Source organism: Mycobacterium intracellulare ATCC 13950 (genome assembly GCF_000277125.1).
GTDB lineage: Bacteria > Actinomycetota > Actinomycetes > Mycobacteriales > Mycobacteriaceae > Mycobacterium > Mycobacterium intracellulare.
Genome location: NC_016946.1, coordinates 3,016,715 through 3,030,199 on the forward strand (window position 1 = coordinate 3,016,715; position 13,485 = coordinate 3,030,199).

Consider the following 13,485-nt stretch of genomic DNA (forward strand, 5'->3'; position numbering starts at 1 on the left):
TCACTGCGATCGCCGCGAGTGTGAGGTGGCTCGCATCGTCGCGCCCAGAAGGTCGCGCAGCCGCTCGCCGTACGTCGCCACCGATTCGGCGGTCAGCATGTCGTGGTGCGTGCAGTCGATCGCGTGCACCGCAATGTGGCCGGACGCGTAGGGCGCCCACGATCGGGACAGCCGCGCGCCGCGATCGCCGTCGTCGCGGGCCGCGGAAAACACGGTGATCTCCCCCTCGAAGCGCCCCGGCTCGTGGCGGCGATAGAGCTCGATGTTGTCGTTGAGGTTGCTCAGCAGTTGCGCGACGAGCGGTTTGCTGCGCGGCCGGCGTTCGTCGGCGTGTCCGTCTTGTTCGCCGGGGCCGATGTTGTTGGCCCGCAACACTTCTTCGAGCACCCGCTGCTCGCCCTGGGCGTGCTCGCCCACGGCCATGCCGCCGTCGAGGCCGGGTTGGGCGTCGAGGAGGATCAGGCGCCCGATCTCGCACCCGCGCCGCTGCAGCTCGATGGCGACCTCGTGGGCCACGACCCCACCGAACGACCAGCCCAGCAGGTTGTAGGGCCCGTCGGGATAGGCGTGCTGGATCCGGTCGGCATAGGTCTGCGCCATCGCCCGGATGGACCGCGGGCCGCCGTCGCCGTTGCGCGGGACCTGCTGGATCCCGATGATCGGGCAGTCGAGGTGGTTTCCGAGCACCTGATACGGCCAGCTCACCCCGCCGGCGGGATGCACGCAGAACAGCGGGACACCGCCGGCACCCTGCTTGAGGGTCTGCACCGGAACCACCTCGTGCGCGTCCGTCGTGGGGGTGCACAGTCGCTGACCCAACCCGGCGACCGTGGGCGCGTCGAACAAGGTGCGCACCGGGAGATCGGCACCCAGGCCGGTGTTGATCGCCGCGACGAGACGCATCGCGGAAATGCTGTCGCCGCCCAGGTCGAAGAACGAGTCGTCGGCCCCGACCCGCTGAACGCCGAGCACGCGCGCGAAGGCCGCGGCCAGCGCCTCCTCGAGCGCGTTCGACGGGGCCCGGTACCCGCTGCCGGTGTACTGCACCGCCGGCAGCGCGCGGGTGTCGAGTTTGCCGTTGGGCGTCAGCGGCAGCGCGTCGAGCCCGACCACGGCCGCCGGCACCATGTAGCCCGGCAGCCGTTGGGCCAGCGCGGTGCGCGCCTCGCCCGGGTCGGCGGTTCCGGTGATGTACCCCACCAGGCGTTTGTCGCCGGGGCGGTCCTCGCGGGCGATCACCACCGCCTGGTCGACGTCCTCCAGCGCGGCCAGCGCGGTCTGGACTTCGCCGAGCTCGATGCGGTAGCCGCGGATCTTGACCTGCTCGTCGGCGCGGCCCAGGTATTGCAGCTGGCCGTCCGTTGTCCAGCACACCAGGTCCCCGGTGCGATACATCCGCGACCCGGGCGCCCCGAACGGGCACGCCACGAACCGCGACGCGGTCAGCCCGGGCCGGCCGACGTAACCCGCGGCCACCCCGTCGCCGGCCACGTACAGCTCCCCCACGACGCCTGCGGCGACGGGACGCAACCAGCCGTCGAGCACGAACAGCGCCGCGCCGTCCACCGGCGAACCGATCGGCGGCGTTCCGGATCCCGCCGTCAGTGGCGCGCTGATCGCCACGCACATCGTCGTCTCGGTCGGGCCGTAGGCGTTGACCATCACCCGGCCCGGCGCCCACCGGTCCACCACCTCGGGCGGGCAGGCCTCCCCGGCCATCACCAGCGACACCGATTCCAGCCCTTCGTGGGACAGCATCGCCACCGCGGACGGCGTCTGGGTCAGCACGCTGACCCGCTCGGCGGCCAGCAAGTCGTGGAAGTCCCGCGGCGAGCGCGCCACCGACTCGGGCACCACCACCAGCCGCCCGCCGCGCAGCAGCGCGCCGAAGATCTCCCACACCGAGACGTCGAACGCGTACGAGTGGCTTTGCGTCCACACGCCGGCTCGCGGCAGGCCCGCATCCAACGGCTCCAGCAGCTGCGTCACGTTGCGATGAGTGATCGCAACGCCTTTGGGAACGCCGGTGGTGCCCGAGGTGTAGATGATGTAGGCGATGCCGTCGGGCGGGGGCGCCGGCAACGGCGTGCCCGCTGCGGTGTCGGTCGGTGCGTCCTCGATGTCGATGACGGTGACGTCGCACCCGTCCAGCCGCGAGCGCAGGCCCGTGGTGGTGACGGCCGCGACCGGCGCGGAATCCTCGAGCATGAATCTGATCCGGGTGGCGGGCGCCGCCGGGTCGATCGGCAGGTACGCCGCGCCGGTCTTGAGCACCGCCAGGATCGCGACGATCGCCTGCGGCGAGCGCGAAAACAGCAGGGCCACAGCCTGTCCCGGGCCCGCGCCGTGGCCGGTCAGCAGGTGCGCCAGCCGGTTGGCGGCGTCGTCGAGTTCGCGGTACGTCATCGACAGGTCGCCCCAGCTGACCGCCACCGCGTCCGGCGTCCCGGCGACGTGCGCGTCGAACAACGCCGGAATCGACGGGAATTCGAGCGGCGCGCGGGCCAGGACCGCCCGGTTGCCGACCTCGTCGAGGCGCGCGTGTTCGGACCCGTCGAGCAGGTCCACCGACGAGAGCGGCCGGGCGGGATCGGCGGTCATCGCGACCAGCACCCGCTCGAACCGCTCGCCCAGCGCGCCGATCGTGTGCGCGTCGAAGACGGCGGCGTCGTATTCGACCCGAAGGCCCAGTTCCTCGCCGGACAGCGCGGCCTGCATCGTCAACGGGTAGTGGTTGCGCTCGAACATGTTGACGTCGGTGATGCCCAGCTCGTGGTCGACGGCCATCGCCGAGGTGTCCAGCGGGTAGTTCTCGTAGGCGAACAGGGTGTCGAACAGCTTGTCCTGACCGGTGATTCGGTGGATCTCGCTCAGTGCCAGGTGCTGGTGGTCGAGGGTCTCGGTGTGCGCGCCTTGCAGCTGGGCCAGCAGGTCGGCCGCGGTGGTCGCCGCCGCGATGCGCGCGCGCACCGGGACGGTGTTGATCATCAGGCCCACCATCGCGTCGGCGCCGGGGACGTCGGCGGGCCGGCCCGAGACGGTGGTGCCGAACGCGACGTCGTGCTGGCCGGTCAGCCACGCCAGTAGCTGCGCCCACGCGGCGTGCAGCACGGTGCTGACGGTGGTGTGGCTGGAGCGGGCCAGCTCGCCGAGCGCGGCCGTGATCCCCGCGGGGACCGCGAACGACTGGACGCCCCGGGCGCCCGGCTCCGGCTGGTGCGGCGGGCCGACCAGCGTCGGGGTGTCGAAGCCGTCGAACACCCCGGCCCAGGCCTCGCGCGCGGCGTCGCGGTCGCGTTCGGCCAGCCAGGCGACGAACCTGCGGTAGGGCGGGGGCGCGGGGAGGCGCTGGCCGGTGTAGCAGGCGAACGTCTCGTTCAGCAGGATCGGGACCGACCAGCCGTCGAGCACGATGTGATGAATGGTGAGCACCAGCCGATGCCGGTCCTGCCCGGTGCGGATCAGCACCGCCCGCACGGCGGGCTCGTCGGCCAGGTCGTAGACGGCTTCGCGTTCGGCCGCGCACAGGCGTTGGATCTGCTCCTCGGGTTCGGACCCGTTGGCGGCGACCTCGAGATAGCGCCAGGCCATCGCCGGGTCGGCGGGGATGATCTGCACCGGCTCGTCGAACCGGTCGCTGAACCGGGCGACGAGGTGCGGGTGCCGGGTGATCACCGCGTGCATCGCGTCGCGCAGCCGGTCGCGGTCGATCGGACCGGCGAGGCTGAGGTCCAGCTGGACCACGTAGAGGTGGTCGTCGGAGCCCCGCATGGTGGTGGCGTGGAACAGCAGCCCCTCCTGCAACGGGGTCAGCGGCAGGACGTCGGCCACCCGGTGGATCCGCTCGAGCTGGTCGATCTGCGGCTGGTTCAGCCGGGCCGGCGCGATGTCCGACGGGGTCAGTCCGCCGCCGCCGTCGCGCACGTGCGCGCAGATGCCGGCCAGCGCCTGGAACCACAGCGTGCTCAGCCGGGCCACCTGCTCGCGGTCGAGCGCCGAGGGCGCCCACGTCCAGGTTGCGTGCAGCTGGGGGCCGTCCTCGGTGTCCATGGTGCCGGCGTTGAGGTCCACGGTGTGCATCAGCGGCATGGGCACCGCGGTGCTGGCGGCGGTGGCCGCCGCGCCGTCCCGGCTGATCCGCCACAGCTCGTCGGAAAGTTCGGCGGCCGCCCCGCCCAGCCGGCCGAGGTAGTTGAACCCGATCGTCGGGTCGGAGCCGTCCAGGTCGACCTCGTCGTTCAGGTAGCGCAGCAACCCGTAGGTCAGCGGGTCGGGCAGGGCGCGCAGCTGCTCCTTGGCGTCTTTGAGCAGCGCGCCCAGGATCGGCGCGCCGGCCACGACGTCCGCCCAGGACAGGCCGCCGACGTTGAGGGCCACCGGGTATTTGGCGGTGAACCAGCCCACGGTGCGGGACAGGTCCACGCCGGCGGCCAGCTCCTCGTCGCGGCCGTGGCCCTCGACGTCGATGCCGATCGGGGCGCCCGCGTTGCCCAGGAATTCCGCCCAGGCCAGCGCGAACCCGGCGAGCAGGATGTCGTTGATCCCGGCGTGGAAGGCGGCCGGCGCCTCGCCGAGCAGCGTGCGGGTGGTCTCGACGTCCAGCAGCACCGACAGGTTCTCGGCGGTCTCGTAGGTGTCCAGGCCGGGACGCACGGCCGGCAGCGCGGGCGGGGTCGCCGCCACCCGACGCCAGGCTTCGGCCCGCTCGGTCACCGCGGGCACGTGCGCGCGCTCGGCCAGCAATGACGCCCAGCGGGCGAACGACGTCCCGCCGGTGGGCAACGCCACCGGCTGCCCGTGGTGGTGCTGGCCCCAGGCGATGTTGAGGTCTTCCAGCAGGACCCGCCAGGACACCCCGTCGACGGCCAGGTGGTGAACGATCAGCACCAGCTGGCCGGTGGGTGCGACCCACAGCGCGCTGAGCATCACCCCGGCGGCCGGGTTCAACCGGGACCGCGCCTCGACGACCGCCGCGTCGGTCAGTTCGTCCACCGAGAGCACGCGGTGCGCGGCGTCCACCGAGCCCGGCTCGGGCACCTGCAGCGACCACTCGCCGGCGTCGTCGTCCGAATGGCGGTCCACCCGCAGGCGCAGCATGGCGTGCCGATCCAGCAGGGCCTGCAACACGGTCACCACGTCGGCCTCGGTGACCCCGGCGGGGGCCTGCAGCACCATCGTCTGGTTGAACTGGTCGACCGGACCGCCCGCACTTTCCACCCCGCGCAGCCAGCGGATGATCGGGGTGGCGGTGATCGCCCCGGTGCCCTCGTCGACCACGCCGTCCTCGCCGTCGGCCGCGACGGCCACCCGGGCCAGCCGGGCCACGGTCTGCTCGGTGAAGATGTCGCGGGTCCGCACCGCCAGGCCCGCGGCCCGGGCCCGGGTCACCACCTGCATCGAGGAAATGCTGTCCCCGCCCAGGTCGAAGAACGAATCGTCGGCCCCGACCCGCTCGACCCCCAGGACCTGGGCGTAGATGCCGGCCAGGGTCTCCTCGACCGGGGTCTGGGGGGCGCGATAGCGATCGGCGTCGGTGTATTCCGGTGACGGCAGGGCCCGCGCGTCGAGCTTGCCGTTGGGGGTCAGCGGCAGCGCGTCGAGCGCCACGACCGCCGCCGGGACCATGTAGGCCGGGAGCCGATCGCCCAGCCGGGCGCGCAGCTGGGCCGGGTCCGCTGCGCCGGTGACGTAGCCGACCAAACGCTTATCGCCGGGACGGTCCTCGCGCGCGATGACGACGGCCTGGTCCACCCCGTCCAGGGCGGCGAGGGCCGAACGCACCTCGCCGAGCTCGATGCGGTAGCCGCGGACCTTGACCTGGTCGTCGGCGCGGCCCAGGTACTGCAGCTGCCCGTCGGAGCCCCAGCACACCAGGTCACCGGTCCGGTACATGCGCGATCCGGGCGCCCCGAACGGGCAGGCCACGAACCGCGACGCGGTCAGGCCGGACCGCTTCCAGTAGCCGCAGGCCACGCCGGCGCCGGCCACATACAGCTCGCCGACGACGCCTTGCGGCACCGGCCGCAGCGACTCGTCCAGCACGAACAGCCCCGCGCCGGGCACCGGCGATCCGATGGGAACGACGTTCGATCCGGCCTTCAGTGGCGCGCTGACCGCCGCGTACACCGTCGCCTCGGTGGGGCCGTAGGCGTTGATCATCGCCCGTCCCGGCGCCCAGGCGTCCACCAGCTCCGTCGGGCAGGCCTCCCCCGCGACCACCAGGGTGGCCGATTCGAGCCCCTCGGGCGACAGCACGCCCGCCGCCGACGGGGTCTGGCTGATCACGCTGACCCGTTCGTCGACCAGCAGCGCGTGGAAGTCCCGCGGGGATCGCACCGCCGAGTCGGGGATGACCACCAGCCGCCCGCCGTGCAGCAGCGCGCCGAAGATCTCCCAGACCGAGACGTCGAAGGCCAGCGAGTGCCACTGCGACCACACGCCTTCGCGCGGCAGGCCCAAGTCCTGGGCTGCCAGCAGCTGGGCGACGTTACGGTGGCTCACCGCAACGCCTTTGGGCACCCCGGTGGTGCCCGAGGTGTAGATCAGGTAGGCGATGTCGTCCGCGTCCGGCGCCGGCAGAGCGGTGGCCGGCTGGGCGTCGATCGCGGGGTCGTTCACGTCGAGGACGACGACGTGATGCCCGCGCAGCCGCGCCGCGAGCTCGCCGGTGCTGATCGCGGCCATCGGGGCGGCGTCGGAGAGCATGAACCCGATCCGCTCGGCCGGCAGCCCCGGGTCGATCGGCAGGTACGCGGCGCCGGACTTGAGCACCGCGAGGATCGCGACGATCGCGTCGGCCGACCGGCCGAACAGCAGGGCCACCCGCTCGCCGGGACCCACGCCGAAGCCGGCGAGCCGGTGCGCGAGGCGGTTGGCGGCCTCGTCGAGCTCGCGGTAGGTCCACGAGCGGCCCTCGAAGCTCAGGGCCACCGCGTCGGGGGTGCGCGCCGCCTGCGCGGCGAACAGCGCCGGGATCGAGCCGGCCTGGGTCGCCGGTGCGGTGAGCACGGCGCGGTTGCCCAGGGCGTCCAGCCGGGCGTGCTCGGCCGCGTCGAGCAGGTCCACCGACGACATCGGGCGGGTGGGGTCGGCGGTCATCGCCGTCAGGACGCGTTCCAGCCGCCGGATCAGCGCCCGGATGCTGTCCGCGTCGAACACGTCGGTGCGGAACTCGACCCGCCCGCCGATCCCGGCGGGCTCGTCGCCGTCGGTCCAGCGTTCGGCCAGCGAGAACACCAGGTCCATGCGGGCCACCTGGGTGTCCAGCGGGATCGAGGTGACCCGCACGTCGCCCAGGGCCAGCCCGGCACCGGGGTCGCCGTCCTGGCCGGCGAAGTTCTGCCAGGCCAGCATCACCTGCACGAGCGGGTGATGGCTCAGGCTCCGCGCCGGGTTCACCCGCTCGACCAGCACCTCGAAGGGCACGTCTTGGTGCTCGAACGCCTCGAGGCTGCGGGCGCGCACCCGGGCGAGCAGGTCGGTGAAGGAGGGATCGCCGGCCAGGTCGACCCGCAGCACCAGGGTGTTGACGAAGAAGCCGACCAGCTCGTCGAGGGCGGGGTCGCGCCGCCCGGCGATCGGGAAGCCCACCGCCACGTCCGTGCTGGCGCTGATCTTCGACAGCAGCACCGCCAGGGCGGCCTGCACCACCATGAAGCTGGTCGAGTTGTACTCGCGGGCCAGCCCGGCGACCTGCTGCTGCAGGTCCGCCGGCCAGTCGACCTCGACGGCCGCGCCGCGCTGATCGGCGATCTGCGGGTAGGGCCGGTCGGTGGGCAGCTGAAGCCGCTCGGGCATGCCGGCCAGCGCCTCCTGCCAGTAGGCGAGCTGCTCGGCGATGCGGCTGCCGCTGTCGGCCAGCTCGCCGAACTGGTCGCGCTGCCACAGGGTGTAGTCGACGTATTGCACCGGCAGGGGCTCCCAGTCGGGGGCCCGCCCGGCGGACCGGCTGGCGTACGCCATGCCCAGGTCGCGCACCAGCGGTCGCAGCGACCAGCCGTCCGCGGCGATGTGGTGGACCACGGCGACCAGCACGTGTTCGTCCTCGGCGACGCGGAAAAGCGAAGCGCGCAGCGGGATTTGGGTCGCCAGGTCGAAGGTTTCGGCGGCGGCGATGTCGATGGCCTCGCGCAGCCGGCCGGCCGACCACCCGCGGGCGTCGACCATCCGCCAGCTCAGATCGGCCCGCTCGGCGGGGAGCACCACCTGCTGGGGTGTTCCCTGCGGCGCGGCGAACACCGTCCGCAGGCTCTCGTGGCGGGCCACCACGTCGGCCAGCGCGGCGCCGAGCGCGTGCGCGTCGAGCCGCCCGTGCATCCGCAGCGCCGCGGCCATGTTGTAGACGGGGGACGGTCCCTGCAGCTGGTCGAGGAACCACAGCCGGCTCTGGGCGAACGACAGCGGGATCACCGCCGGCCGGGCGCCCGCCACCAGCGGGTCCAGCCGGCCCGTGTCCTCGCCGATGCGCGGCGCCAACTGGGCGACGGTGGGCGCCTCGAAGATGACGCGCACCGGAACGCCGGTGTCCATGGCGCTGTTGATCGCCGCGATGACGCGCATCGCCGAGATGCTGTCGCCGCCGAGGTCGAAGAAGGAGTCGTCGACGCCGACCCGCTCGACGCCGAGCACGTGGGCGTAGATGCCGGCCAGGATCTCCTCGGTGGGGGTGGTCGGCGAGCGATACCCCGCGGCGGAGTATTCGGGCGCCGGCAGGGCGCGGGTGTCGAGCTTGCCGTTGACGGTCATGGGCAGCGCGTCGAGCGCCACCACCGCCACCGGAACCATATAGGCCGGCAACCGCTCGGCCAGCTCGGCGCGGGCGCCGGCCGGGTCGGCGGGTCCGGTGATGTAGCCGACGAGGCGCTTGTCACCGGGGCGGTCCTCGCGGGCGACGACGACGGCCTGGTCCACCCCGTCGAGCGCGGCCAGCGCCGAACGCACCTCGCCGACCTCGATGCGGTAGCCGCGGATCTTGACCTGCTCGTCGGCGCGGCCGAGGTATTGCAGCTGGCCGTCCGTGCCCCAGCGCACCAGGTCGCCGGTGCGGTACATGCGGGAACCCGGCTCGCCGAACGGGCACGCCACGAACCGCGACGCGGTCAGCCCGGACCGCTTCCAGTAGCCGTAGCCCACGCCGCGCCCGGCCACGTACAGCTCGCCGACCACGCCGGCCGGTACCGGGCGCAGCCACCCGTCGAGCACGAACAACCCGGCCCCGGGGACCGGCGAGCCGATCGGGGGCGCACCCGAACCCGCGCTCAACGGCGTGCTCGTCGAGGAGAAGATCGTGGCCTCGGTCGGGCCGTAGACGTTGACCATCACCCGCCCGGGCGCCCAGCGGTCCACCAGTTCCGGCGGGCAGGGCTCCGCGCCGATCACCAGCGCCGCGGCATCCAGTCCCTGCGGCGAGAGCATCCGCACCGCCGACGGGGTTTGGCTCAAGACGGTGACCTTCTCGGCGACCAGCAGGGCGTGGAAGTCCATCGGCGAGCGGGCCACCGAATCGGGGACCACGACGAGGCGCCCGCCGTGCAGCAGCGCACCCCAGATCTCCCACACCGAGAAGTCGAAGGCGTACGAATGGAACTGCGTCCACACCTGGTCGGCCGACAATTCGACGCCGACGGCCTGCGCGTCGAACAGCCGGGTCACGTTGTGGTGGCTCACCGCAACGCCTTTGGGCACGCCGGTGGTGCCGGAGGTGTAGATGATGTGGGCGACGTGTTCGGGTGCCGGCGCCGGTAGCGCCGTGACGGGCTGGCGGGCCACGGCGCGGTCGTGGATGTCGATGACCATCAGGTGGTGGCCGTCGAGCTTGTCGGCGAGCGCGGCGACGGTGAGTGCGGCCATGGGCGCGGTGTCGCCGAGCATGAACTCGATGCGGGCCGCCGGCAGGGCCGGGTCGATCGGCAGGTAGGCCGCGCCGGTCTTCAGCACCGCCAGGATGGCCACGATCGCGTCGGCCGACTTTCCGAACAGCAGCGCCACGGACTCGCCGGGGCCCACCCCGCGGTCAATCAGCAAGTGCGCCAGCCGGTTCGAGCTCTCGTCGAGCTCGCGGTAGGTCATGGACCGGCCCTCGTAGGTCACCGCCGGCGCGTGCGGGGTGCGCGCCGCCTGGGCGGTGAACAACTCCGGGATGGACGCCGGCGTGCCGGGCTGGGTCAGGATGGCCCGGTCGCCCCACGCGTCCAGCCGGTCGTGTTCGGCGGGCTCGAGCAGGTCGATCGACGACAGCCGCCGCGCGGGGTCGGCGGTCATGGCGGCCAGCACCCGCCGCAATCGTTCGATCAGCGTCGCGATCCGTGCCGCGTCGAAAACGTCTGTGTCGTATTCGACTTGGAGGCGCATCTCGCGACCGGGCTGGGCCTGCACCGTCAGCGGGTAGTGGGTGGATTCGCGGCTGGTGATGTCGGTGACGGCGAGTTCGTGGTTGCCCGACAGCGCGCTGGCATCGATCGGGTAGTTCTCGTAGGCGAACAGGGTGTCGAACAGCGCGTCCTGCCCGGTGATGCGGTGAATCTCGTTGAGCGCCAGGTGCTGGTGGTCGAGCGTGTGGTTGTACGCGCCCTGCAGCTGGTCGAGCAGGTCGGCGGTGGTGGTGGCGGCGCCGATGTTCGCCCGCACCGGCACGGTGTTGATCAGCAGGCCCACCATGGTGTCCGCGCCGGCGATTTCGGCGGGACGGCCCGACACCGTGGTGCCGAACACGACATCGCGTTGGCCGGTCAGCCCGCACAGCAGTTGCGCGTAGGCGGCCTGCAGCACGGTGTTGACGGTGGTGTGGCAGGAGCGCGCCAGGTCGGCGACGGCCTGGGTGAGGTCGGCGGGCAGCGCGAATGATTCGACGCTTTGCCGGCCGAGCTCCGTCCGGTCCTGGGCCCCGACCAGGGTGGGGGTGTCGAAGCCGGCGAACACCTGGCCCCAGGCCGCGCGGGCGGCGTCGAGGTCGCGGTCGGCCAGCCAGCTGACGAAGCTTCGGTAGGGCGCCGCCGCCGGCAGCCGTTGCCCGTAGTAGGCGGCGAAGATCTCGCCGAGCAGGATCGGCAGCGACCAGCCGTCGAGCACGATGTGGTGGTTGGTCAGCACCAGCCGGTAGCGCTCGGATGCGGTGCGTACCAACGCCACCCGGAACGCGGGCTGCTCGGCGAGGTCGCCGCAGACGGCCGCGCGTTCGGCGGCGCACAGGCGCTCGATCGCGTCGGTGTCGGTGCCATCCAGCTCGAGGTACCGCCAGGCCGGCGCGGGATCGGCCGGGATGATCTGGACCGGCTCGTCGTACCGGTCGCAGAAGCGGGCCACCAGGTTCGGATGCCGGCTCACGACAGTGTGCACGGCGTCGCGCAGGCGGTTCGGGTCGAGCGGGCCGGCGATGCTGATGTTCAGCTGTCCTGCGTACAGGTCGTCGGTCGCCGGCGCGGTGTTGGCGTGGAACAGCAGACCCTGCTGAACCGGGGTCAACGCCAGCACGTCGGCGATACGGTGTTGGCGCGCAAGCTGATCGAGCTGCTGCTGGCTCAGCCGCGCGGGCGCGATGTCCGACGGCGTCAATCCGCCGCCGCCGGAGCGCACGTGGGCGCAGATGCCGGCGAGCGCCGCGAACCACAACCGGCCCAGCCGGGCGACCTGTTCGTCGTCGAGCGCCGACGGCGCCCAGGTCCAGTTGGCGTGCAGGCGTGGGCCGTCCGCGGAGTCGACGGTGGCCGCGTTGAGTTCGAGGGTATGCATCAACGGCATGGCTGTCGACGCGGCGGCGCGGGTGACCGACCAGCCGTCCGGCACGGGCCGCCACATGTCGGCGGTGAGCTCACCCGCGCCGCCCTGGCGCCCCAGGTAGTTGAACCCGATCGGCGGTTCGGGGCCGTCCAGGTCGATCCCGGGGTTGAGGTAGCGCAGCAGCCCGTAGGTCAGCGGGTCAGGCAGCGCCCGGAGCTGTTCCTTGGCGTCTTTGAGCGCCGCGCCCAGCGCGGTCCCGCCGGTGACGACCTGCCCCCAGGAGACGCCGCGCACGTTCAGCGCCGTCGGGTATTTGGTGGTGAACCACCCCACGGTCTGGGACAGGTCGATGTCGCGGCCCAGTTCCTCGTGCCGGCCGTGCCCCTCGACCTCGATGCCGATGGGCGCGCGGCCGCCGCCGAACTCCGCGCACGCCAACGCGAACGCGATCAGCAGGATGTCCTGCACGCCGGCGTGGAACGCCGACGGCACCTCGCCGAGCAGGGCGCCGGTGGTCTCGGGGTCCAGCTCCATGAAGAGGTGTCCGGCCGTGGCGAAGGTGTCCATGTCGGGGCGGACCGCGGGCAGGGCCGGCGGTGTCGCCGCCACCTCGGTCCAGCGCTCCGCCTGATCGACGACGTCGGGGCGGCGCGCATGCTGGGCGAGCCGCGACGACCACCGCGCGAACGAGGTGCCCGCAGCGGGCAACTCGACCGGCCGCCCGCTGTGATGCTGGGCCCAGGCGATGTTCAAGTCCTGCAACAGGATTCGCCACGACACGCCGTCGACGGCGAGGTGATGCACGATCACCACGAGCTGCCCGGTGGCGCCGGCCCACAGCGCGCTGAGCATCACGCCGGCGGCCGGGTTCAGCCGCGACCGCGCCTCGGTGACCGCCGCGTCGGACAGCTCGTCCACCACGTGCAGGCAGTCGGCCGCATCGACCGAGCCCGCCTCGGGCACCGTCAGCGACCAGTCGCCGGACCCCTGGACGCCCGAGCCGTCGACGCGCAGCCGCAGCATGGGGTGGCGATCCAGCAGCGCCTGCAGCATGGTTACCACGTCGGCCTCGGTCACCCCGGCAGGCGCCTGCACCAGCATGGCCTGGTTGAACTGATCGACCTGTCCGCCAACGCTTTCCACGTCTTGCAGCCAGCGGATGATCGGGGTCGCCGCCACGGGTCCGACGCCCTCGTCGAGGACGGCGGCGTCGGCGTCGACCACCTCGGCCACGCGGGCCAGCCGCGCCACGGTCTGCTCGACGAAGATGTCGCGGGTCTTGCACACCAGGCCGGCGGCGCGCGCCCGCGTCACCACCTGCATCGACGAAATGCTGTCCCCGCCAAGGTCGAAGAACGAGTCGTCGACGCCGACCCGCTCGAGCCCGAGCACCTGGGCGTAGATGCCGGCCAGGATCTCTTCGACGGCGTTGTCGGGGGCGCGGTATTGGTCGGCGTCGGAGTATTCCGGCGCGGGCAGCGCGCGGGTGTCCAGCTTGCCGTTGGGGGTCAGCGGCAGCGCCTGCATGACGACCACGGCGGCCGGAATCATGTAGCCCGGCAGCCTTTCGGCCAGCGCGGCGCGGACCGCGGCCGGGTCGGCGGTGCCGGTGACGTAACCGACGAGGCGCTTGTCCCCCGGCCGGTCCTCGCGGGCGACGACGACCGCCTGCTCGACGCCGGCCACCCAGGACAGCGCCGCCCGCACGTCGCCGAGCTCGATGCGGTAGCCGCGGATCTTGACCTGCTCGTCGGCGCGGCCGAGGTAGTC

1 protein-coding gene (running past one end of the window) is annotated in these 13,485 nt (G+C 72.7%); it reads right to left on the minus strand.

Annotation, left to right across the window (positions count from 1 at the left end; genetic code table 11):
- A protein-coding gene (locus OCU_RS38970; protein WP_014380277.1) for a non-ribosomal peptide synthase/polyketide synthase crosses the window boundary here: on the minus strand, positions 1–13,485 show its end. Its footprint extends 17,766 nt past the window's final position; 13,485 of the gene's 31,251 nt are visible here — the last part of the coding sequence; its start codon lies off the right edge, out of view; it ends in the stop codon at positions 1–3.